Source organism: Pseudomonas sp. AC112 (assembly GCF_979253545.1).
Map to the genome: position 1 here is coordinate 5,881,271 of NZ_CEEDCM010000001.1, position 24,062 is coordinate 5,905,332.

General features: G+C 61.4%; 17 protein-coding genes. 8 read left to right on the forward strand and 9 right to left on the reverse strand.

The window, feature by feature from the left end; translation table 11 throughout:
* Positions 1-87 precede the first annotated feature (87 nt).
* Positions 88-2,076: an alpha-1,4-glucan--maltose-1-phosphate maltosyltransferase gene (locus tag AC0IYN_RS27300; protein ID WP_458375142.1), complete on the reverse strand. Its 1,989-nt coding sequence runs from the start codon at positions 2,074-2,076 to the stop codon at positions 88-90.
* Between the two features lie 205 nt (positions 2,077-2,281).
* Here AC0IYN_RS27300 and AC0IYN_RS27305 point away from each other — a divergent pair, with 205 nt between their 5' ends.
* Together AC0IYN_RS27305 and AC0IYN_RS27310 are read left to right on the forward strand one after the other, a co-directional pair.
* Complete coding sequence (locus AC0IYN_RS27305) at positions 2,282-2,440, forward strand: hypothetical protein (RefSeq protein WP_406598262.1); 159 nt, start codon at positions 2,282-2,284, stop codon at positions 2,438-2,440.
* Positions 2,441-2,619: 179 nt separating this feature from the next.
* On the forward strand, positions 2,620-3,969 hold the full coding sequence (locus tag AC0IYN_RS27310) for a M10 family metallopeptidase C-terminal domain-containing protein (protein WP_471844200.1): 1,350 nt from the start codon (positions 2,620-2,622) through the stop codon (positions 3,967-3,969).
* Positions 3,970-3,978: 9 nt separating this feature from the next.
* On the opposite strand, the gene AC0IYN_RS27315 is transcribed toward AC0IYN_RS27310, so the two are convergent.
* Positions 3,979-4,467 carry an MgtC/SapB family protein gene (locus AC0IYN_RS27315; protein WP_252994076.1) on the reverse strand — a complete coding sequence of 163 codons (489 nt, stop codon included), beginning with the start codon at positions 4,465-4,467 and terminating at the stop codon, positions 3,979-3,981.
* A 121-nt stretch (positions 4,468-4,588) separates the two neighbouring features.
* Between AC0IYN_RS27315 and AC0IYN_RS27320 the strand changes: the two genes are divergently transcribed.
* The 4 genes from AC0IYN_RS27320 (at position 4,589) to AC0IYN_RS27335 (ending at position 8,520) form a co-directional block, all read left to right on the forward strand.
* Positions 4,589-4,828, forward strand: a complete 240-nt coding sequence (locus AC0IYN_RS27320; RefSeq protein ID WP_078048182.1) for a DUF3203 family protein — start codon at positions 4,589-4,591, stop codon at positions 4,826-4,828.
* 184 nt (positions 4,829-5,012) lie between these two features.
* Positions 5,013-6,422 carry a cytochrome c oxidase accessory protein CcoG gene (gene ccoG, locus AC0IYN_RS27325; protein ID WP_406598264.1) on the forward strand — a complete coding sequence of 470 codons (1,410 nt, stop codon included), beginning with the start codon at positions 5,013-5,015 and terminating at the stop codon, positions 6,420-6,422.
* 136 nt (positions 6,423-6,558) lie between these two features.
* Positions 6,559-7,968 carry a GntR family transcriptional regulator MpaR gene (mapR, locus tag AC0IYN_RS27330; RefSeq protein ID WP_078048180.1) on the forward strand — a complete coding sequence of 470 codons (1,410 nt, stop codon included), beginning with the start codon at positions 6,559-6,561 and terminating at the stop codon, positions 7,966-7,968.
* Positions 7,969-8,061: 93 nt separating this feature from the next.
* Entirely contained in the window at positions 8,062-8,520 is a 459-nt protein-coding gene (locus tag AC0IYN_RS27335; RefSeq protein ID WP_406598265.1) for a hypothetical protein, read from the forward strand.
* Between the two features lie 12 nt (positions 8,521-8,532).
* On the opposite strand, the gene AC0IYN_RS27340 is transcribed toward AC0IYN_RS27335, so the two are convergent.
* The 7 genes from AC0IYN_RS27340 to tpx all read right to left on the reverse strand — a co-directional run bounded on the left by AC0IYN_RS27340 (position 8,533) and on the right by tpx (position 21,547).
* A complete protein-coding gene (locus AC0IYN_RS27340; RefSeq protein WP_406598266.1) occupies positions 8,533-9,279 on the reverse strand; it encodes an SDR family oxidoreductase in 747 nt (248 codons plus the stop codon).
* 54 nt (positions 9,280-9,333) lie between these two features.
* Positions 9,334-11,430 (reverse strand): putative bifunctional diguanylate cyclase/phosphodiesterase, encoded by a 2,097-nt coding sequence (locus tag AC0IYN_RS27345; protein ID WP_457248500.1) that lies wholly within the window; start codon positions 11,428-11,430, stop codon positions 9,334-9,336.
* Between the two features lie 301 nt (positions 11,431-11,731).
* Entirely contained in the window at positions 11,732-13,312 is a 1,581-nt protein-coding gene (locus AC0IYN_RS27350; protein ID WP_457248499.1) for an efflux transporter outer membrane subunit, read from the reverse strand.
* Positions 13,309-16,416, reverse strand: a complete 3,108-nt coding sequence (locus AC0IYN_RS27355) for an efflux RND transporter permease subunit (protein WP_457239499.1) — start codon at positions 16,414-16,416, stop codon at positions 13,309-13,311. Before AC0IYN_RS27355 ends, AC0IYN_RS27350 begins: the two co-directional genes overlap by 4 nt.
* Positions 16,413-19,514 carry an MdtB/MuxB family multidrug efflux RND transporter permease subunit gene (locus tag AC0IYN_RS27360; RefSeq protein WP_471844205.1) on the reverse strand — a complete coding sequence of 1,034 codons (3,102 nt, stop codon included), beginning with the start codon at positions 19,512-19,514 and terminating at the stop codon, positions 16,413-16,415. The genes AC0IYN_RS27355 and AC0IYN_RS27360 overlap by 4 nt, the downstream gene beginning before the upstream one ends.
* A complete protein-coding gene (locus tag AC0IYN_RS27365; RefSeq protein ID WP_406598271.1) occupies positions 19,511-20,815 on the reverse strand; it encodes an MdtA/MuxA family multidrug efflux RND transporter periplasmic adaptor subunit in 1,305 nt (434 codons plus the stop codon). Before AC0IYN_RS27365 ends, AC0IYN_RS27360 begins: the two co-directional genes overlap by 4 nt.
* 231 nt (positions 20,816-21,046) lie before the next feature.
* The gene (gene tpx / locus AC0IYN_RS27370; RefSeq protein ID WP_406598272.1) at positions 21,047-21,547 is read right to left on the reverse strand and encodes a thiol peroxidase; all 501 of its coding nucleotides are present in this window, start codon (positions 21,545-21,547) and stop codon (positions 21,047-21,049) included.
* A 158-nt stretch (positions 21,548-21,705) separates the two neighbouring features.
* Here tpx and AC0IYN_RS27375 point away from each other — a divergent pair, with 158 nt between their 5' ends.
* Entirely contained in the window at positions 21,706-22,995 is a 1,290-nt protein-coding gene (locus AC0IYN_RS27375) for a glycosyltransferase (RefSeq protein WP_457267623.1), read from the forward strand.
* A gap of 72 nt (positions 22,996-23,067) precedes the next feature.
* Positions 23,068-23,973, forward strand: coding sequence for a helix-turn-helix domain-containing protein (locus AC0IYN_RS27380; RefSeq protein ID WP_457239496.1), 906 nt, complete (start codon positions 23,068-23,070; stop codon positions 23,971-23,973).
* Positions 23,974-24,062 lie beyond the last annotated feature (89 nt).

Sequence of the window (24,062 nt, forward strand, 5' to 3'; positions counted from 1 at the left end):
CGCCGGCTTGCCGGCGATGGCGTACTTGAGCCATGCAGCGATGCCAGGGGCCCTATCGCCGGCAAGCCGGCGCCTACAGGTCCGGTTTCAAGAAGTGGTAATACGCCAGATTCCAAACGGCATCTGCGGCTCCAGCCGCATCCACTGGCTTTTGCCATACCAGGTCCAGCGATGGCCGTTCATCAAGTCTTCGCCCTGGGTCTGGGCGTCGTCCGGCAGGCCCAACTCCCACAGTGGCAGCTCGAAATGGGCTTCCTGGGCATTGAAGGGATCAAGGTTCACTGCAACCAGGATGAAGTTGCTGCCATCCTCGCTGCGCTTGCCGAAATACAGGATGTTGTCGTTCCAGGCGTTATAGAGAGTGAGCCCCAGGTGCGTCTGCAACGCCGGGTTTTGCCGGCGAATGCGGTTGAGCTGGGCGATCTCGGCAATGATATTGCCCGGCGCGGTGAAGTCCCGAGGGCGGATCTCGTACTTCTCCGAGTCCAGGTACTCCTCCTTGCCCGGCACCGGCGCCGCTTCGCACAATTCGAACCCCGAATACATGCCCCACAGGCCCGAGCCCATGGTTGCCAGCGCGGCGCGGATCAGAAAGCCCGGACGACCGGATTCATGCAAAAACGGCGGATTGATGTCCGGCGTATTGACGAAAAAATTCGGCCGGTAGCATTCGCGCCACGGCGATTGGTTCAGTTGCGTCAGGTATTCGCTCAGCTCGGCCTTGGTATTGCGCCAGGTGAAATAGGTGTAGCTCTGGGAATAGCCGACCTTGCCCAGGCGCGCCATCATCGCCGGCGTGGTGAATGCCTCGGCGAGGAATATCACCTCGGGGTGCTTGGCGCGCACATCGCTGATCAGCCATTGCCAGAACGGCAGCGGCTTGGTGTGGGGGTTGTCGACGCGAAAGGTCTTCACGCCCTCTTCCACCCAACCCACCACAATATCGCGGAGCTCGGTCCACAGGCCCGGAATGGCGTCCGCCGCGTAAAAGTCGACGTTGACGATGTCCTGATACTTCTTCGGCGGGTTTTCCGCGTATTTGATCGTGCCGTCCGGGCGCCAGTTGAACCAGCCCGGATGCTCCTTGAGCCACGGGTGGTCCTGGGAACACTGGATGGCAAAGTCCAAGGCGATTTCCAGGCCATGCTCGGCGGCGGCCTGCACCAGGCGCCGGAAATCATCGCGGCTGCCCAATTGCGGGTGGATGGCCTCATGCCCGCCCTCCTCGCTGCCAATCGCGTAGGGGCTGCCTGGATCGTCGGGCCCGGCGGTCAGCGAGTTGTTCTTGCCTTTGCGGTGGCTGCGGCCGATCGGATGGATCGGTGGGAAGTACAGTACGTCAAAGCCCATGTCATGGATCATCGACAGGCGCGAGTGCACGTCATTAAAGGTGCCGTGGCGCGCGGGATCGTCGGTGATCGAGCGCGGGAACAGCTCGTACCAACTGGCAAACAGCGCCGCTTCGCGCTCCACATCGATGGGGTACACCGTGCTGATGCTCAGATAGGCGCGGTGATCGGCCTGGGTCATCAGGTGTGCACTGTCTTCGTGCAGGAACTGCGCGACCTGCTCGGTTTCCAGCAGGCCGGACAGTTCGTGGTGCAGCAGCATCAGGCGATCACGCAGCTCATTGTCACTGCGCTCGGCGGCCTGCAGCACCAGGCTGCGGCCTTCCTGCAGTTCCAGGCTGACCGGCACGCCGGCCTCATGCTTTTTGCGCAGTTCGTAGCAGAAGCTGGCGAAGGTATCGATCCAGGCTTCGATGCAGTATTCGTGGGGGCCTTGCTGGGTGACGGTAAACGCACCCTCCCAGCCATTGTTACCCACATCGGTCATCACCACGCTGTGCCAGCTTTCGTCCTGCAGCGGGCGCCAGCGGATCAGCACGGCAAGCTTGTCGTGGCCGTCGGCGAACACTTTGCTGGTGACATTGACCCGTTGGCCGACCACGGCCTTGACGGCGAATTCGCCGCCGTCGATCACGGGGGTGGTGCTTTCGATCGCGATCCTGGGCAGCAACAGCGCCTGGGACAGCGGCAATAGAGAGGTGTCTGGAACCTGTGTTTCAGCAGTCATCGAGCATCTTCCCCTTACGCCCTGTGGACGCTCTTTGCTTGATCCGAATTCTTCAGGCAGCCGCGTTCTTCCTGAGCATGGCCGTAATAGGTCCGAGCCTGTGCCGTCGACAAAAGTTCAGGTGGATATGCCGCCATTGGGCGGGGAATCAATTTGCCCGCGCGACTGTCCACCGATAGAGCAAAGCACAAAGGAGGCCACACTGATGAATATCCCGATCCCGGCTGAAACACCGGACCCGAATATCGACAACCCCACCCTGCCGCCCACCGAACCGGAACCGATTCCGGAAAAGGAACCGCCGGAAAACCAGCCGCCACCCGTGGAGGAGCCGCCGACAACTATGCCGCCCGTGATCGTGTAACGCTCCGCTGGCGCAGGGTGCAGCGGCGTCCTACAACCACGAAGCAAGACTTCCTTCGATACATGAAGAAAGTGCTTAGGGCGTCGCGAACTCGACGTTAATAATCTCGTGTGCCTGGCACCCTTGAATACACGAGCGCAATTATGTCGGTCAGCAGATCTACACCTCACGGCAGCAACATGTACCAACAAGTCGAGCAGTTCAAACACCGAGATGATCGCGGAGGAGGCAAAACAGCCGATGGGCTTCCCTCCAAGACCACTCATGAAGCGTCCACGCAGCTTCTAAGGTCAAAAACCGGCTGGCATGACGTGAATGGCGACGGGAAAACCGATGTTTCCTATTCTTACCCCACCCCTGGCCCTGAAAAAGATAAAAGTAAACCAGGCCACCATGGTTTCTCGCCAATAACGGACCGGCAGAAAAAAATCACCCGCGAAGCGCTGACGTCCTGGGAAGATGTGGCCAACGTAAAGTTCGTCGAGCGGCCATTCGACCAGCACAGCGAAGGACACATTCACTTAAAAAATGCTGAGACCTATACAGATTTAAAAGGTCGATCCTCCCCTATAAGCCCGAACGTTACACGCTCCCCCCAAGACCCACGCAGTACCACCCTCTATACGCCTGCCAGCACGTTCAAATCCCCTCGTCATGGCTTTGCCACCATGACCCACGAGATCGGTCATTCGCTGGGGCTGGACCATCCAGGTGACTACAACGGTAAGCACAACGCGGGTAAATGGGGTTATGCCGAAGATAGAAAGACTCATAGCATCATGAGCTACCGACACCATGGTTCCCCACCGGCAGGTCCGCAGCTGGACGATATCACTGCCGCTCAACGGCAATATGGTGCCAACTATGAAACCCGCAAAGGTGATACCACCTATGGTTTCAACTCGAATGCGGATCGAGCTTACCTTAGGCTCAAGAGCGATAAAGATCAGCTAAGGACCTCCATTTGGGATGGTGGTGGTAACGACACACTGGATCTTTCCGGCTACAAGAACAGCCAAAAAATCAGCCTGGTCCCCGGCACTTTCAGCAATGTCGATGGCCGCGATAGAAACGTCTCTATCGCCCACGGCACCATTATCGAAAATGCGATAGGTGGCAAAGGCAATGACCTGATGATAGGCAATGACGCTAATAACGAGCTTAAGGGTGGCGACGGCAGCGACGTTATTTATGGCGGCAACGGCGCAGATAAGCTGTGGGGTGGAAACGGTGCCGACACTTTTGTCTACGGTAGCTCGACTGAGTCAAACAGCCTGGATGGCACTGACAAGGTCATGGACTTCGAGAGCGGCAAGGACAGAATCGATGTGTCGGGTATACGCAGTAAAATCGGTCCTGAACCCTTGCGATTCGTCGACGCTGACGATGAGGTGATGGAGGCCGGCGACGCCAGCATTTCCTATGACCCACAAGAAAATATCAGCACGCTGCGGGTCTTTGACGGAGAAGGTCCGGGGTTGGAAATCGAAGTCCATGGGCGCCTGAAACCGAGTGATATTGTGCAGTAGAACTGAACGCTACTTCTCCAACGCCCGTACGATCTTTGGCATCACACTGAACACCGCCAAGGCCAGCAATGTACTCAGTACCGCTGTCGATTCCCGGCCCAACCCGGCCGAGACCCCAATCGCAGCGGTCATCCACAGGCCGGCGGCGGTGGTCAGCCCTTTGACATGGCCTTCTTCGTCATCCTTGCCTTTGATGATGGTGCCGGCGCCCAGGAAGCCGATCCCGGCAATCACGCCTTGCACCACCCGGCTCATGGCGTCCGCCTGGTTACCGGACATCTGCGGCACCATCACAAACAGCGCGGCGCCCAAAGCCACCAGCATATGAGTGCGCACCCCTGCCGCCTTGCCCTTGCTTTCGCGCTCAAACCCGAGGATGCCGCCCAGGATCGCGGCGATCAGCAGGCGCACCGTAATCTGTGTGAGCTGCCTGGCGTCGCCGATATCGGCAAACTCAGCCTGCAGGGTCTGCAACACTTCATGCCACCAGGCGTCCATGGATGTCGTCCTTTGTCATTGTTGGTAAAGGATTGACAGCGGCGACCGCCAGTCAGTTGCCTGGAACCCCTACACATCGGTGGGCCCTAACCTTACATGGCTCACAGATAAGGAGAACGGCATGCCCATTCGTATCGAAAACCAGCTGTGCTACTTCATGCTCGACGACAACGGGCAGGAACAAAGCGTGCCAGCGACCCGGGTGAATATCGTGACCGACACCGACAAATCCATGTCGTATGTGGAATTGGCGGCCGAGCGCATCTATATCACTGAAACCGAGGCCGACGCCCTGACCGTTGCCGGGGCCCACGATGGGCGCCAGCATGTAAAGGCCGAGGAACCTGGTTCGCTGATTTGATTGATCTGTATCAGCACGCCCGCAATAACGCTGCCCCTCAATAACCACGGGGTGCAGCACATTGTCGCAGCGCCCCGCCCGCACGCCATCTGATCTGCTTTTTATCGCCATACCTGAGTCTGTTATGCAAACAGCCCCACGAGCATAGTTCATCCGCCTGATGGAGGCTGATGAGCGAACGACCATGAGCGAAAGAATCCCAACCGTGGACACCTTTGAGCCCATACACCCAAAGAAGGTGAAGGCCAAATCCAGCGACAACCTGATTCATACCCGCAGTTTCACCGGCCTGTTCCGCACCTTGCGGGTGGGCGGTGCAGGCTTTCTGTTCCTGGCGTTTTTCGGCACCGTGTGGCTGAACTGGGGCGGTCGGCAAGCAGTACTGTGGGACCTGGCTGAAAGCAAATTCCACATCTTTGGTGCCACGTTTTGGCCCCAGGACTTCATCCTGCTGTCGGCGCTGCTGATCATCTGCGCGTTCGGCCTGTTTGCAATCACGGTGTTTGCCGGTCGCGTGTGGTGCGGCTACACCTGCCCGCAAAGCTCGTTTACCTGGCTGTTCATGTGGTGCGAAAAGGTCACGGAGGGCGAACGCAACCAGCGCATCAAACTGCAAGCGGCGCCCTGGAGCCTGAACAAAGTGGCGCGGCGCTCGGCCAAGCACACGCTGTGGTTGGGGATCAGCGTGCTGACCGGGCTGACCTTTGTCGGCTACTTCACGCCGATCCGCCCCCTGGCCGCCGAGTTGCTGACCTGGCAAATGGGCGGCGTCAGCCTGTTCTGGGTGCTGTTTTTCACGGGCGCCACCTACATCAATGCCGGCTGGTTGCGCGAAGCGGTGTGCATGCACATGTGCCCCTATGCGCGGTTCCAGAGCGTGATGTTCGACAAGGACACACTGACCATTTCCTACGACGTGGCCCGCGGCGAACACCGTGGCCCGCGCAAACGTGAGGTCAACCCCGCCGACGTCGGCCTGGGCGATTGCATTGACTGCCAGCTGTGCGTACAGGTGTGCCCCACCGGTATCGACATCCGCGACGGCCTGCAAATGGAGTGCATCGGCTGCGCGGCATGCATCGACGCCTGCGATTCGATCATGGACAAAATGGGCTACCCACGTGGGTTGGTGAGCTATACCAGCGAACATCAACTGCAAGGCGGCAAGACTCACCTGCTACGGCCACGCCTGATCGGCTACAGTGCCGTGCTGTTGGTGATGATCGCGGCCCTGGTGGTGGCCTTGGTGGAACGGCCGATGGTGTCGCTGGACGTGACCAAGGACCGTGGCATGTTCCGCGAGAACGCCCAGGGCCAGATAGAAAACATTTACAGCCTCAAGGTGATCAACAAGACCCAGCAACGCCAGGACTACCGCCTGGAGCTGGTCGACGCCGACGGCTTCCAGTTGCAAGGCAAGACCGAGATCAGCCTGGCGCCGGGAGAAATCAGCGACGTGCCGGTGTCGGTGGCGCTGCTGGCGGATAAACCGGTGAGCAGTTCGCAGACCCTGCGCTTCAAGGTCTCGGACGTGCACGAGCCATGGATCTACAGCGCCGCCGATAGCCGCTTCGTGGCGCCGCTGAATCGCTGAAAAACACCTGTAGGAGCTGGCTTGCCTGCGATAGCAGTCTTGCAGCTAATAAAGTTGTGACTGATACACCGCCATCGCCGGCAAGCCGGCTCCTACAATGGACTTGCGTACATTTTCAAACGCTAATTAGGCACCCATGAAACGCTACGAAAAATTCGCCGATGACATCGCAGAACTGATCCGCACCGGCGTCCTCGGCCCCGGCCAACGGGTGCCCTCGGTGCGCTATGCCAGCCAGACTTACGGCGTCAGCCCGTCCACGGTATTCCAGGCCTATTACCTGCTGGAGCGCCGTGGCCTGATTCGCGCGCGGCCGCGCTCCGGCTACTTCGTCAACACCCATGCGCCCAGCCCTTTTTCCGAGCCGGTGGTGAGCGAACAGGTGCATGAGTCCACCGAAGTGGATGTCAGCGAACTGGTGTTCTCGGTGCTCGATTCGATCAAGGACCCCAACACCGTGCCCTTCGGCTCGGCATTCCCCAGCCCCATGTTGTTCCCACTGCCGCGCCTGGCGCGCTCCCTGGCCAGCGCCAGCCGTGAGATGGACCCGCGCCTGGTGGTCACCGACATGTCGCCGGGCAACCCACAACTGCGTCGGCAAATCGCCCTGCGCTACATGGTCGGCGGGCTGATGTTGCCCATGGAGGAATTGCTGATCACCAATGGCGCCCTGGAGGCCTTGAACCTGTGCCTGCAAGCCGTCACCGAGCCGGGTGACCTGGTGGCCATCGAGGCGCCGGCGTTCTATGCCTGCCTGCAAGTATTGGAACGCTTGAAGCTCAAGGCCGTGGAAATCCCCGTGCACCCGCGCGACGGCATTGACCTCAATGCCCTGGCGCAAACCCTGGAGCGCTACCCGATCAAAGCCTGCTGGACCATGACCAGCTTCCAGAATCCGATGGGCGCGACCCTGCCGGAAGCCAAGAAACAGGCGCTGGTAGAACTGCTACGTGGCCATCAGGTGCCATTGATCGAAGACGATGTGTACGCCGAGCTGTACTACGGCCAACAGGCGCCCAAGCCGGCCAAGGCCTTCGACACCGAAGGTTTGGTGATGCATTGCGGCTCCTTCGCCAAGAGCCTCGCCCCCGGCTACCGCGTGGGCTGGGTCGCGGCCGGGCGTTTTGCGCAGAAGGTCGAACGCTTGAAATTGATGACCTCGCTGTGCCCGTCCATGCCGGCCCAGGCAGCGATCGCCGATTACCTGCAGCACGGCGGCTATGACCGGCACCTGCGCAAATTGCGCTATGCCCTCGAAGAACAGCAAAGCGCTATGCTGGCCGCCATCGCGCGCTACTTCCCGGCGCAGACCCGCGTCAGCCAGCCGGCCGGCGGGTACTTCCTGTGGCTGGAACTGCCGGAGCAGACGGATTCATTGAAGCTGTTCCAGATGGCCTTGGCGCAAGGCATCAGTATTGCGCCGGGGCCGATCTTCTCGGCGACCCAGCGCTTTCGCAACTGCATTCGCCTGAACTACGGCAGCCCGTGGACCGAGGCGTCGGAAAAGGCCATGGAGACGCTGGGGCGGATTGTGCGGTCGTTTTGAAACGAACCCCCATTAAACGGGGAGCCACATAAGGAAGCGCACATTTCTCACATGAGCATGTGCGTTCTCCCTGATTCCGCCTGGAGTTTTCCCATGAACATGTCCGCTAACCCCAACCAGTTACACATCCCTCCCAATTACATGCGTGTAGCAGAGCAGCAGCAGATACGCGAGATGACAGGCCCAATGGGACGTCCTACCGGAGATCACCGAACGGCAGAAAGGATTATTGAGCAGAGCCCCATACTTAGGCACTTTTTGGACAACCGCTACAATTACCACTTGCTCGACGACCTGAAGCGTCAGGTCGGTGATTGGACCGAAGCCAATCCGGATCCGCAAGCCCGGGCCAATGCGGCCTACGACCTGGACAAGGTGTTGAGATTTCTCGATAACCTGGACGACCGCCATCTAAACGCCAGCCGTAGCCTCAACGGACAGATCGACGGCGTCGCCAGCAATGGCTACAGCATCATAGACAATTCGGAAATCAGCCTGCTCCAGGCATTTTCACTCAATGGCTATGAAGCGCTGCGTGGTTTGCGGACCTGAGGGTGCCCGCGTTTAACGTCCACCGCCCAAATCCAGAAACGTCCCGGTGGCATACGACGCCTTGTCCGAGAGCAACCAGATAATCGCTTCCGCCACTTCATCCGGGCGCCCGCCCCTGGCCATGGGGATGCCGGACTCGAGCTTGCTGACGCGGTCCGGGTCGCCGCTCAGGGCATGGAAGTCGGTGAAGATGTAGCCAGGCCGTACCGCATTGACGCGAATGCCTTCACCGGCGACTTCTTTGGACAAACCCAGGGTGAACGTATCGAGCGCCCCCTTGGACGCGGCATAGTCGACATACTCACCCGGCGACCCCAGGCGCGCGGCCACCGAAGACACATTGACGATGCTGCCGCCCTGCCCACCATGCTTGGGCGACATGCGCAGCACCGCGTGCTTGGCGCACAGGATCGGCCCCAGCACATTGGTCTTCATGACTTTAAGGATGCGGAACTCGGACATCTCATCAACGCGGGACTTTTGCCCCACCGTGCCCGCATTGTTGACCAGTGCCGTGACACGGCCCAACTCGGCGTCCACGCGGTTGAACAACGCGATCACTTCATCTTCGATGCTCACGTCCGCACGCACGGCAATGGCCTGGGCGCCCAGCGCGCGCACCTGTTCCAGTACGCGATGGGCCGCCTCTTCGTCGGACTGGTAGTTGATGCAGATGCGATAGCCCTGGCGAGCGGCCAGCAATGCCGTCTCGGCGCCAATCCCACGACTGCCCCCGGTGATGATGAGGACTTTATCCATGCGCGCGGTCTCCTGATTCAACCTGATGTTTAGGGTTGGATCCAAGAATAACCGTCACGCACGGCTTTTGTCAGGCGCTACCGCGTCTTCGGCGCGCTGGATATCGGCCATGAATCCCTCCGCCGGCAACGGATGGCCGAGCAGATAACCCTGCAAGGAGTTACACCCCAGCCGCGTGAGGAAACTCTGCTGCACATCGGTTTCCACACCTTCGGCGACAATGCGCAGCCCCAGGGCCTGGCCGAGGGCGACGATGGCGGAAACGATGGCCGCGTCGTCGCTGTCGTGTTCCAGGTCGCGCACAAAGCCTCGGTCGATCTTCAGCTCGTTGGCCGGCAAGCGCTTGAGGTACATCAGGCTGGAATACCCGGTGCCGAAGTCATCGATGGACAAGTCGACGCCCATGTCCGACAGCTGCTGCAATACCGTCATGCTTGCATCGGCATCGCTCATGGCGGTGGTTTCGGTGATCTCCAGGGTCAGGCTGTTGGCCGGCAACTGGTGGCGCTCCAGCGCTGCAGCCACACTCTTGACCAGCCCGGCGTGGCAGAACTGCAGCGCGGACAGGTTAACCGCGATGCGCCAGTCTTCGTAGCCTTGGGCATACCACAGGCTCATCTGACGGCATGCTTCGTTGAGGACCCATTCGCCGATGGGAATGATCAGCCCGGTCTTTTCCGCCAGCTCGATAAACATCGCCGGCAGCAACAGGCCCTGTTGTGGGTGCTCCCAACGCAACAGGGCTTCGGCCCCCACCGGGATACCGCTGACCGCGTCAAACTTTGGCTGGTAGTACAGGCGGAATTGCTCCTGCTCCACCGCGTTGCGCAGGTCTTGCAACAGTTGCAATTGCTTGCGCGCATTGGTGTTCATCGAGGCATCAAAGAAGCTGTAGCCGTTCTTGCCCATGCCCTTGGCGTGGTACATCGCGGCGTCGGCGTTCATCAGCAGTTCCTGGGGGCTGTTGCCATTGCCCGGAAACATGGCGATACCGACACTGGCGGAGATCTTCAGCTCATGTTCGGCCACTTGGAACGCGCGGTTGATCAGCACGACTTGGCGCTCGGCAAGGCCAAGGGCGTCATCCGGCTGGGTCAGTTGCACCAGCAATACAAATTCATCTCCGCCAATGCGCGCCAGGGTGTCGTGGCTACGCAAATCTTCGCGCAGGCGCAGGCCGACTTCGCGCAGCAACTGGTCACCCATATGATGACCAAATGCATCGTTGACGGGCTTGAAGCCGTCCAGGTCGATAAACATCAGTGCGAAACAGCCGCCCTGCTCCTTCACCGCTTGCATGGCTTGCTGAATACGGTCGGCGAGCAACGTGCGATTGGGCAGACCGGTCAGCATGTCGTGCAGCGCCAGGTGGGTGAGTTCCTGGTTGGCTTGGGTCAGGGAATCGGCGAGCACCGCAGTGCGAGCTTCCAGGCGCGCATCCAGCAGCGAGGTCAGCAAGGCGATGGCCAGCACCGCCAGGGTGGTCACCAGCACCAGGTTATCCAGGCCCTTGCCGCTCAGCCCGTTCAACGCCGCCCCGCAGAAACTTTCATCGGCGAAACGCGCTGCCGCCATGCCGGTGTAGTGCATGCCGACGATGGCGAAGCCCATCACCACCGCAGCGCCGCCGCGTGCCAGGCGCACGTACGGGGTATTGCGACGCAGGTTGAAAGCGATCCACAGCGCCGCGCCGCACGCCCCCACGGCGATCAGCAATGACGCGCCGAACAAGGTCGGGTCGTAGTCGATGCCAGGGGTCATGCGCATCGCGGCCATGCCGGTGTAGTGCATACACGCAATGCCAGTGCCCATGATCAGCGCGCCCAAGGCCAGTTGCCAGGCAGGCAAGCGCGGCTGGCTCACCAGCCACAAGGCGAAACCGCTGGACAGCACCGCGATCAACAGCGACAGCGCCGTGATCCACAGGTCGAAACCCAGGGCAAACGGCAAGCGCAACGCCAGCATGCCGATGAAGTGCATGGACCACACCCCTACGCCCATCGCCATGGCGCCGCCGGTTATCCATAAATAGACAGCGCGGCCCTTGGCAGTGGCGATGCGGCCGGACAGGTCCAGCGCGGTGTAGGAAGCCAGGATCGCGACGAACAGCGAGATCACGACCAGTGAGGGTGAATAACTACCGATGAGCATGGGACTTCTCGTGCGCAACGGGCCTGAGACGCCCGTGCCAGGTGGCAAAGCGGGCGATTGTAGCGAGAATAATTCTTGAGCAGTTGATTAATTATCAGAGCGCCACTAGTGGCATTTTGACGCCAATCTACCGACTCAAAATACCCTCGCCGACCGCGCCTTTGCACTGCGCGGAGGTCGACCTTCACCCCCCTGTAGGAGCCGGCTTGCCGGCGATGGCGTCGGATCAGGCACTAAGATGCACACTGACCCACCGCGATCGCCGGCAAGCCGGCTCCTACAGATGATCGGCGTTGCAGAGTCAGTCTTTCTCGGCAATCGGCGTCTGCCCGTCCCAGCCACCGCCCAATGCCGCGATCAATTGCACACTGGCCACCAAGCGCGTCTGCAGCAAGGTCAACACAGTACGTTCGTTGCTCAGCGCCGTGGCCTGCACGGTGACCACGTCCAGGTAGGCAATCAGGCCGGCCTTGTACTGGTTCTGAGTCAGGCGCAGCGACTCACGCGCAGCCTCCAGCGCTTCGTTGCTGACCACCGCCTCGTCTTCCAGCACCTTGAGCTGCACCATGTAGTTTTCCACTTCACGGAAACCGTCCAGCACGGTCTGGCGGTACTTGGCCACCGTCTCGTCATAGGAGGCCACGGTACGGTCGACTTCCGCCGAGCGCTGGCCGCCATCGAACAAGGTCATGGCCAGCTTCGGCCCCACCGACCAGAAGCGGTTCGGCAGGCTGATCCAGTCGGCGTAGGTGCTGCTGGAATAACCCCCGGCCAGGCTCAGGCTCAGGTCCGGGTAGTAGGCAGCCTTCGCCACGCCGATATTGGCGTTGGCAGCGATCACCGAGCGTTCCGCCGAGGCGATGTCCGGACGGCGCTCCAGCAGCTGCGAGGGCAGGCTCACCGGGATCTGCGGCAACGCGGGTATGTCCTTGCTCACCGCCAGGTTGAAGTTCGCCGGCGCCTCGCCGATCAACACCGCAATCGCGTTTTCCAGTTGGGCGCGCTGCCAGATCAGGTCGATCAGGCTGGCCTGGGTGGTCTTCAGTTGGGTTTGCGCCTGGGCCACCGCGTCCTTGCCGGAAACCCCTGCACGGTATTGGTTTTCGGTCATTTGCAGGGAACGCTGATAGGTCTCCAGCGTGGCCTGCAGCAAGCGTGTCTGTTCGTCCATGACGCGCAGTTGCAGGTAGCTTTGCACCAACTCCGACTGTTGACTCAGGCGCATCGCCGCCAGGTCCGCCGAGCTGGCTTCGGCGCTGGCCTCATTGGCTTCGAGGCCCCGGCGCAACTTGCCCCAGATGTCGGCTTCCCAGCTCACGCCCAGCTGCGCATTGAGGGTGTCGCGGATACCGCTGCTGGAACTGCTGAGGCTGGCGTTGCTGCTGCCGGTGCCTTGGCTGGCGCGGGTTTTCCCGGCGCTCAGGTCAACGGTGGGGTAAAACGCCCCGCGTGAACTGCGCACCAAGGCCTGGGCCTGGCGAAAACGCGCTTCGGCCTGGGCCACGGTCTGGTTGGAGGTGTTCAGGCGCGTGACCAGGTCGTTGAGTTGGCGGTCGCCGTACAATTCCCACCAGGCGCCACGGGCCAGGGAGTCGCTGGGGGTAGCCTGGCGCCAGCCCTGGGCTTCCTTGAATTGCGCCGGCTCGATGACCTCTGGCCGGTGGTAGTCCGGGCCGACGGCGCAGGCGCTGAGCAACAACGCCAACCCCACGGTAGGTGCAAGCTTGCTCGCGAAGGTCGTCAACGATAATGCGCCCAACCGGGAGGTACGCGGTGCCTGGGCGTTTATCGCCGGCAAGCCGGCTCCTGCAGGGGAATGCGGTACGCCGGGCGTCGTTGAATCGCGCGGACGTGGTGCATTGGCGTGAGTTGAATCGGTCATAGCGCAGTGTCCAGGGCAGCATCGGTACGCACGCCGCGCCATTTGTTGAAGCGATGGCGCGCGCGGTCGAGATAGAGGTAGACCACCGGGGTGGTGTAAAGGGTCAGGACCTGGCTGAACACCAGGCCGCCGATAATCGTCAGGCCCAACGGACGGCGCATTTCCGCACCATCGCCCGCGCCCAGCAGCAACGGCAAGGCGCCGAGGATGGCTGCCAGGGTGGTCATCAGGATCGGGCGCAAGCGCAACAGGCAGGCGCTGCGGATCGACTCCAGCGGGCCCAGGCCGTCGTTGCGCTCCAACTGCAACGCCAGGTCGATCATCAGGATCGCGTTCTTCTTCACCACCCCGATCAACAGGAACAGGCCCAGCAAGGAGATCAGGCTGAACTCGCCCCCCGTCAGGTAGATGGCGAGCATGGCGCCGACCCCCGCCGACGGCAGGGTCGAGAGGATCGTCAACGGGTGAATGTAGCTCTCATACAGGATACCCAGCACCAGGTACACCGCCACCAGCGCGCCCAGGATCATGAACGGCTGGCCCTTCTGCGTGGCCGCGAAGGCATCGGCGGTGCCGGCCATCTTGGCGATCACGTCCTCCGGCAAGCCAACCTTGGCAATCGCCCGCTCGATGGCGGCCGTGCCCTGCTCCACCGTCACACCGGGCGCCATGTCGAAGGCGATGTTTTCCGAGGCGAACTGGCCTTCGTGGCTCACGCGGTCGTCGGCCAGGCTGTTCTCATAATGAGCGATGGTCGACAACGGCACCCGCGCACCTTCGGCGGTGATCACCTGCATCTGGTTGAGGGTGATCGGGTCCTGGGCGTACTTGGGATTGACCTCCATCACCACCTGGTACTGGTTGAGGCTGTCGTAGATGGTCGAAATCTGCCGCTGGCTGTAGGCGTTGTTGAGCACCGCCGTGACCATGTCCATGTCGATGCCCAGGCGCTTGGCCTGGTCGCGGTCGACCACCAGCGTGACTTGCGCCGCGCCCCGGCCCTCGCGGGCGTCGATGGCGGTCAGCTCCGGCAGTTCACGCAAGGCCGCCACGACTTTGGGGTACCACAGGCGCAGTGCCGCCAGATCGCCGCTTTGCAGGATGTAGGAATATTGCGCACTGGTCTGGTCGCGGCTGCCGCCAAATTGCAGGTCCTGGTCGGCCATCAGGAACAGCCGACCGCCCGGTACGAGCGGCACGTCCTTGCGCAGGCGCTCGATCACCGCCTGGGCAGAAATCTTGCGCTCACTGATGGGCTTGAGGCGTACCAGCATCACCGCGTTGTTGGTGCCGTTATTGCCGCCGATAAAACCGGCCACGCTGAGCACCGCAGGGTCCTTGAGCACCGCCTTGCGGAAGGTTTCCATCTTCGGCTGCATCACGCTGAACGACAGCCCGTCGTCGCCGCGCACAAAACCGATCAACTGGCCGGTGTCCTGCTGGGGCATGAAGGTTTTCGGCACTACCACGTACAGCGCCACGTTCATGCCGATGGTCAGCAACAGGCTGAGCAGAGTCAGGCGACGATGGCGCAAGACCCAGTCCAGGCTGGTGGCGTAGCCGGCGACCATGCGGTCGTTGATCTTCTGGCTCCAGCGCTGCAAACCGGTCATCTGGGTTTTGACATGGGGCTTGAGCCAGCGCGCGCATAGCATCGGGGTGAGGGTCAGCGAGACAATCAGCGACACAATGATCGCGGCCGACAGGGTGATGGAAAACTCGCGGAACAGGTTGGTGACAATCCCGCCCATGAACAGGATGGACAGGAACACCGCCACCAGCGACACGTTCATCGACAGCAAGGTAAAGCCGACTTCCTGGGCGCCCAGGTACGCGGCCCTCATCGGGGGCACGCCTTCGTCGATGTGCCGGGAAATGTTTTCCAGCACCACGATGGCATCGTCTACCACCAGGCCGGTGGCCAGGATCAACGCCATCAACGAGAAGTTATTCAGCGAGAACCCGTACAGGTACATCACCGCAAAGGTGCCGACCAGCGACACCGGCACTGCCAGGGTCGGGATCAACGAAGCGCGGAAGTTACCGAGGAACAGGTACACCACCAGGATCACCAGGCCCACGGCGATCAGCAAGGTCATCTCGGCTTCGTGCAAGGTGGCGGTGATCACCGGCGAGCGGTCCATGGCCAGGCTCAGCTTGACGCTGGACGGCAGCACCGCCTGCAACGCCGGCAACTGCGCCTTGATCTGCCGGACCGTCTCGATGATGTTGGCGCCAGACTGGCGGTTGATCACCAGCAGCACCGCCGGTTCGTTGTTGAAGAAACCGCTGTTGTAGCGGTCTTCCACGCCGTCACTGATCTTGGCCACGTCGCCCAGGCGCAGGGCCGCGCCATTCTGGTAGCGGATCAGCAGCGGCTCGTAGTCCTTGGCCTTTTCCAACTGGTCATTGGCCTGGATCTGCCAGTTGCGCTGGCTGTCTTCCAGGGAACCCTTGGGCCGGCGCTGGTTGGCGTTGGCGATGGTGTTGCGCACGTCGTCGAGGGCCACGCCGTACTGGTCGAGGGCCTTGGGTTCCAGCTCGATGCGTACCGCTGGCAGGGAGCTGCCGCCGATCTGCACCTCACCCACACCGGGCACCTGCGAGAGGCTTTGCGACAGAATGGTCGAGGCCAGGTCGTACAGCTGGCCCTTTTGCAGCACGTCCGAGGTCAGCGACAGCACCATGATCGGCGCCTGGGACGGGTTGATCTTCTTGTAGGTGGGCATGCTGCGCATACCGCTGGGCAACAGGTTGCGCGAGGCGTTGATCGCCGCCTGCACTTCCCGCGCCGCGCCGTTGATATCGCGGTCGGAATCGAACGCGAGGATCACTCGGGTCGAGCCCTGGCTCGACGAACTGCTCATGGTGGTGATGCCGGCAATCGCGCCAAACGAGCGCTCCAGCGGCGTGGCCACGGTAGACGCCATCACCTCGGGGCTGGCGCCGGGCAAGCTGGCCGACACCACGATCACCGGGAAGTCGATCTGCGGCAGCGGCGACACCGGCAGCAGGTTGAAGCTGACACCGCCCAGCAACAGGATCGCCAGGCTCAGCAACATGGTCGCGACCGGCCGGCGAATGAAAGGTCCGGACAGGTTCATGACTCAACCGGCTCCAGGCTTTGCGGCTCTTTGCGCCAGCGGCGGCCAAGGCGATCGAAATACAGGTAGATCACCGGCGTGGTGAACAGCGTCAACACCTGGCTTACCAGCAGGCCGCCGACCATCACCAGGCCCAGCGGTTGACGCAATTCCGCGCCGGAACCGGTGGCCAGCATCAACGGCACCGCGCCGAACAACGCCGCCAGGGTTGTCATCAGGATCGGCCGAAAACGCAGCAGCGCCGCCTGGTAGATGGCGGTCTGCGGGTCAAGGCCCTGGTTGCGCTCGGCATCGAGGGCGAAGTCGATCATCATGATCGCGTTCTTCTTGACGATACCGATCAGCAGGATGATGCCGATGATCGCGATCATGCCCAGGTCATTGCCACTGAGCAGCAAGGCCAGCAAGGCCCCCACCGCCGCCGACGGCAAGGTCGAGAGAATGGTGATCGGGTGGATATAGCTCTCGTAGAGCACGCCGAGCACGATGTACATGGTGACCACCGCCGCCAGGATCAGCAGCAAGGTGCTCGACAGCGACGCTTCGAACGCCTGGGCCGCGCCCTGGAACTGAGTCTGCACGCCCACCGGCATGCCAATGTCTTTCTGGGTCTGGTTGATCAACTCTACGCCTTTGCCCAGTGCAACGCCGGGGGCCAGGTTGAACGACATCATCACCGCCGGGAACTGGCCAATATGCGCAATTGCCAACTGGGCCTGGCGCTGCTCCACATGGGCCAGGCTGGACAGGCGCACCTGGCCGCCGTCGGTGGTCTTCACGTGGATCTGGTTCAGTGCCTCCGGCCCCAGGGTTTCGCCGGACTGGGCCTGCAACACCACGCGGTACTGGCTGGCCTGTGTGTAGATGGTGGAGATCTGCCGCTGGCCGAAGGCGTCATACAACGCGTCGGTGATGGTCGACACGCTGACACCCAGGCGCGAAGCCGCGTCGCGGTCGATCACCAGGTACACCTGCAAGCCTTTGTCCTGCAGGTCGCTGGCGACGTCGGTAAGTTCGGGCAACTGGCTCAGCGCGTGGACCAGTTTTTCGCTCCACAGCGCTAACAGCTCGGCGTCCGGCGACGACATGCTGAACTGGTACTGGGTGCGGCTGACCCGGTCTTCGATGGTCAGGTCCTGCACCGGCTGCATGAACAGGCGAATGCCCACCAGCTTGTCGATTTCCGGTTGCAGGCGGGTGATCACCTGGGCGGCACTCAGGTCGCGCTGGCCGTGGGCCTTGAGGTTGATCAGCAGGCGCCCGCTGTTGAGGGTGGCGTTGTCGCCGTCCACACCAATATAGGAAGACAGGCTTTCCACGGCAGGATCGGCCAGGATGATCTTGGCCAACTGTTGCTGGCGCTGGCTCATGGCCGCGAAGGAAATCGACTGCGGCGCTTCTGAAATGCCCTGGATCACGCCGGTGTCCTGCACCGGGAAGAAGCCCTTGGGCACCACCAGGTAGAGGAACACGGTCAGGCCCAGGGTAGCGATGGCCACCAACAGGGTCAGCGGCTGGTGCTTGAGCACCCACTGCAACATGCCCCCGTAACGCGCGATCAACCAATCGATCCAGGCGCCGCTGGCCTTGTAGAAGCGGCTCTGCTCTTCCTCCTTGGGCTCACGCTTGAGCAAGCGTGCGCACATCATCGGCGTGAGCGTCAGGGACACCACCAGGGAAATCAGGATCGCCACCGCCAGGGTGATGGCGAATTCGCGGAACAGGCGCCCCACTACGTCGGCCATGAACAACAGCGGGATCAGCACGGCGATCAGCGACAGGGTCAGGGAAATCAGGGTGAAGCCGATCTGCTTGGCGCCCTTGAGCGCGGCGGCCAGCGGGGTCTCGCCTTCCTCGATATAACGGGAGATGTTCTCCAGCATCACGATGGCGTCGTCCACCACGAAGCCAGTGGCGATGGTCAGGGCCATCAGCGTCAGGTTGTTGATGGAGAACCCCGCCAGGTACATCACGCCAAAGGTGCCCACCAGCGACAGCGGCACGGCGATGGACGGGATAATCGTGGCGCTGACCCGGCGCAGGAACAGGAACGTGACCATCACCACCAGGGCAATGGCGATGAGCAATTCGTGCTGCACGTCTTTGACCGAGGCGCGGATGGTCTGGGTACGGTCGGTGAGTACCGTTACGTCGAGGCCGGCCGGCAGGTTGTCGGTGATGCTCGGCAACAGCGCCTTGATGCGGTCCACCACCTCGATCACGTTGGCCCCCGGCTGGCGCTGGATGTTCAGCAGCACGGCCTGGTTTTCATTGGCCCAGGCGGCAAGGCGTTCGTTTTCGGCGCCGTCGACGATCTGTGCCACGTCCTTGAGGCGCAGCGGCGCGCCATTGTTGTAGGCCAGGATCAACTCGGCGTATTGCTGGGGCGACACTAACTGGTCGTTGGCGTCGAGCATCGACACCCGGGTGGGGCCGTCGAAGTTGCCCTTGGGCTGGTTGACGTTGGAGGCGGCGATCAGGGTGCGCACGTCCGACAGGTTCAGGCCATTGGCCGCCAGGGCCTCGGGGTTGACCTTGATGCGCACGGCCTGGCGCTGGCCGCCGGCGATGCTGACCATGCCGACGCCGCTGATCTGCGCGATTTTCTGCGCCATGCGCGTGTCGACCAGGTCATTGAGCTTGGGCAGCAGCATGGTCTTGGAGGTGATCGCCAGGGTCAGCACCGGGGTATCGGCCGGGTTGACCTTGTTGTACACCGGCGGCGCCGGCAGGTCCTTGGGCAACAGGTTGGTGGCGGCGTTGATCGCGGCCTGCACCTGTTGCTCGGCGACATCCATATTGATGTCGAGGTTGAATCGCAGGGTCAGCACCGACGCACCGCCGGAGCTGGTGGACGCCATTTGCGTGAGGCCGGGCATTTGCCCGAACTGGCGTTCCAGTGGCGCGGTCACCGCGCTGGTCATCACATCCGGGCTGGCGCCGGGGTACAGCGTCATCACGCGGATGGTCGGGTAATCCACCTGGGGCAAGGCCGACACCGGCAACAAGCGATACGCGATGATGCCGGCCAACACAATGGCCAGCATGCTCAGCGTGGTGGCGACCGGGCGAAGGATAAACAGCCGCGACAGGTTCATGAACCGACCTTTTGCGCCTTGCCGGCGGTGGTGCCGGTCTCCCCTTTAGCCGCAGGCTTGCCTTGCAGGTGTTCGGTCGGGGTGGTCGGTACTTCGCTGCTGTCGTTGACCACTTCGATCTCGCTGCCGTCCTTGAGGCGGTCGGTGCCTTCAAGCACCACGCGGTCGCCGGCCTTCAGGCCTTCTTTGATCACGGTGTTGTCGCCATCGGTGTCACCGACCACCAGGGGCTGCACCTTGACCTTCTTGTCGCCGTCCAGCACGTAGACAAAGGTGCCGGTGTTGCCGAACTGGATCGCCGCCGACGGAGCCAGCACCACGTTGTGCAGGGTGTCGGCCAGCAGGTGCACATTGACGAACTGGTTGGGGAACAGCGCCTGGTCCTTGTTATCGAAACGCGCCTTGAATTTCAGGGTGCCGGTGGTCACGTCGATCTGGTTGTCCAGGCTCTGCAGCACGCCGGTCGCCTGTTGCTTCACGTCGCCACGGTCCCAGGCTTCCACGGGCAGTTTGTTGCCGGCGTGGTAGCGGGCGAGCACGGTTTCCAGGGTGTTCTCCGGCAAGGTGAAGGCCACGCTGATTGGCTGGGTCTGGGTGATCACGGCCAGGAACGTGGTGTCGTTGGCTGCCACCAGGTTGCCCACGTCTACCTGGCGCAGGCCGACGCGGCCACTGATCGGCGCGCGGATCTTGGTGAATTCGAGGTTGAGCTTGGCATCATCCACCGCGCCCTGGTTGGTCTTGACCGTGCCCTGGTACTGCAAGACCAGCGCTTCGGCGGTGTCCAGGGTCTGCTTGGCGATACTGTCCTGGGCATACAGGTCGCGATAACGCTGGACGTCGACCTGGGCGTTCTTCAGCTGGGCCTGGTTCTGCATCAGCGTTCCCTGGGCCTGGAGCAAGGCGTTCTGGTAGCTGCGCGGGTCGATCTCGGCGAGCAGGTCGCCGGCCTTGACCATCTGGCCTTCTTCAAAGGCGATCTTCACCAGCTCACCACCCACCCGGCTGCGCACGTTGATGGTGTTGAGCGCGGTGACCGTGCCCAACGCCTTGTAGTACACCGGGAATTCCCCCAGTACCGCCGGGGCCACGCGCACTGGCACCGGGCCCGTGGAGCCACCAAAGCCCGGGCGCATCATCCCCGACTTGCCGGCACGTCCGGCTGGCGCCTGCGCGGTGGCGTCCTTGTGGCTGCCGGGCCAGAATTTCCAGCAGAGGCCGGCGATAACCACCAGCACGAGCAGGGCGAACAGCCAGCGGCGGGACTTACGGGGGGAGGATTGCATGGAGTGATCAACCATTGGGCGCGAGAGCTTCTTCTTTGGGAGGCTGAAAGATAAGCACTGGGGCGCATTAAGAAAAGCGCCTTTACCGGCTATTTACCTTGGGCTTACAACTTTTAACTTCTGACCTTAGTTCATCGGCTATTTCGCTAAGCCGCTGACCGACAAATAAAAACGGCCTGGACTAGGCCAGGCCGCAATCATGCATCAAGCGTGTTACTGCAAAACGACAGTAACGTACCGAAACAGTTACTTCAAAACAGCCAGGGCTGCTTCGTAGTTCGGCTCCTGGCCGATCTCGCTGACCAGTTCGCTGTGCAGCACGTTGTTGTTTTCGTCCAGCACGACAACGGCGCGTGCGGTCAGGCCTTTGAGCGGGCCATCAGCAATCGAAACACCGTAGTCCACCGCGAAATCCGAATCACGGAAGTCGGACAGGTTCTTCACGTTTTCCAGACCTTCGGAGCCACAGAAACGGGCTTGGGCGAATGGCAGGTCGGTGGAGATGCACAGTACGACAGCGTTGTTCAGCTCGTTAGCCTGGGCATTGAACTTGCGAACCGAGGTCGCGCAGGTCGGGGTGTCGACGCTTGGGAAGATGTTCAGCACTTTGCGCTTGCCTGCGAAGGTCGCCAGGGTTGCGTCCGACAGATCGCCGGCAGTCAGGGTGAAATCAGGGGCTTGGGTGCCGGTTTTCGGCAATTCGCCTTCAACCTGGACAGGGTTACCACGAAGGGTGACTTGAGCCATGAACGGAATCCTTATGCTGATTTGGGTTTAACGAATTCGAGAGGCCGAAGTTAACCACAAAGTGCGTTCGCTACCTACCGCCAAACATAAATTGTCATGTCGCAGGTTATGGTTTAATTGCGCGCTTTGCGCCCTGCCCCTCAAGGAACACGATGTCGATGAATGCCCCTGCCACCAAAGTCCTGGTCATTGGTTACGTCTGGCCGGAGCCCCGCTCTTCGGCCGCAGGTGGGCATATGATGCAAATCCTTGAGAGTTTTCTTACGCAAGGTTGGGACATCACCTTCAGCAGCCCAGCGACCATTGGCGAACACAAAGCCGATTTGCCCGCGCTGGGTATCGCCGAATGCGCCATCGAGCTCAATAACAGCAGTTTCGATGACTTTATTTGCGAACTGGCCCCGGATATCGTGCTGTTCGACCGTTTCATGATGGAGGAACAGTTTGGCTGGCGCGTCGAAAAATGCTGCCCCGACGCCCTGCGCGTGCTGGAAACCTCCGACCTGCAAAGCCTGCGCGACGCACGTCACCAGCGTTTAAAGGATCACCTGAAGGCGCACCCCGACAGCGACGACTTCAGCGCCCTGTTTTCCCCGGCGTTGCAGGAAGAGTTCCGACTGATGGCCGAGACCGACCTGGCCAAGCGCGAAATCGCGGCGATTTACCGCTGTGATATCAGCCTGATGATTTCCGACGTGGAAATCCGCCTGCTCACCGAGCACTTCAAGGTGCCAGCTGCCCTGCTCCACTGGTGCCCGCTGATGCTGGAGCCGCCGACCGAGCCCTTCGCCCCCTTTGAAGACCGCGCGCACTTTCTCAGCATCGGCAACTTTCGCCACGCGCCCAACTGGGATGCGGTGCTCTGGATGAAAAACAGCCTGTGGCCGCTGATCCGCCAGCAATTGCCGGGAGCGCAGTTGCACATTTATGGCGCCTACACGCCGCCCAAAGCCACCGCCTTGCATAACCCGGCGCAGGGTTTTCATGTGATGAACTGGGCTGAAGACGCCTTGCAGGTGATGACCGCCGCGCGTATCTGCCTGGCCCCCCTGCGATTTGGTGCCGGCATCAAGGGCAAGCTGGCCGATGCGATGCTCTGCGGTACGCCAAACGTTACCTCGCCGATGGGCGCCGAAGCCATGGGTGACGAGCAGCCATGGCCTGGCGTGGTAGAACACAGCGCCCCTGCCCTCGCGGCGGCGGCGGTAGCCTTGTATCAAGACCGTGAACGCTGGACCCAGGCCCAGGAAGACGGTCGCCAACTGTTGGCCCGCCGTTATGACCAGAAGGTCCACGGCCCGGCGTTGGTGGCGTGCCTGGAGCAGTGCCGCAGCCACCTCACGGCCCATCGCCGGGACAACTTCACCGGCAGCATGCTGCGCCACCATGCACATAAAAGTACCCAGTACATGTCGCAGTGGATCGAGGCGAAAAACCGCAACGTCTAGACAGCGGCGCTGGCGAGGTTGCGCGTGAGGGGGCATTATCCTACGCAGCAACCACAATAAAGCGACGGCAGCATGACCCGAGCAACGCGTATCACCGATCCTTCCTACGAACTGATGGACGACCATAACGGCCTGTCCATCATCTATCGCCAGCACGGTTTCCCCTGCCCGCTGGTGCGCTGGCACTTTCATAAGGAATACGAGCTGCACCTGATCGTCGCCAGTTCCGGCAAGGTGTTCATCGGCGATTATATCGGCAACTTCTACCCGGAAAGCCTATTTCTCACCGGCCCCAACCTGCCCCACAACTGGATCAGCCAGGTGGAGGAAGACGAGGTGGTGCCCAAACGCGACATGCTGGTGAACTTCACCGATGAACTGTTCGAGCAAGGCAGCCACATCTTTGCCGAACTCAGGAGCCTGGCGCCGTTGTTGGAGCGCGCACAATACGGCATCGAGTTCCGCTGCAAAAAAACCATCGCCCAGGCCATGACCTTGATGCAACGTATCGAGGACGCCCAGGGCATGGCGCGGCTGGGGCATTTTTTTATCCTGCTGGAAGTACTGAGCGCCTGTGACGACTACCAGTTGCTGTCCGGCGTGACCACGCCGCAACTGGCCGACGAACACAGCATCGACCGCACCAACCGCGCGGTGGACTACATCTTTGCGCATTACGCGCGGGAGCTGTCGCTGGAAGAAGTGGCGGAATACCTGGGGATGAAACCGACGTATTTCTCCCGCGTGTTCAAGCAGGCGACCGGGCGGACGTTTATCGAATTCGTCAATCGCCTGCGTATCAGCAAATCCTGCGAACTGCTGGCCGATGGCGACAAGGCCGTGACGGATGTGTGTTTCGAGTCGGGGTTCAACAACATTTCCAACTTCAACCGGCGTTTCCAGCAACTCAAGGGCATGACCCCTTCCCACTACCGGCGCCTGGCGGTGCAGCGGCTTACCGAACAGAACCTGGCTTGAACGGTAGGCGCCGGCTTGCCGGCGAAAATGCTGCAAACGCCACGTTTACCCGGTTTTGCGCGTTATCGTTGACCACCATCGCCAGCAAG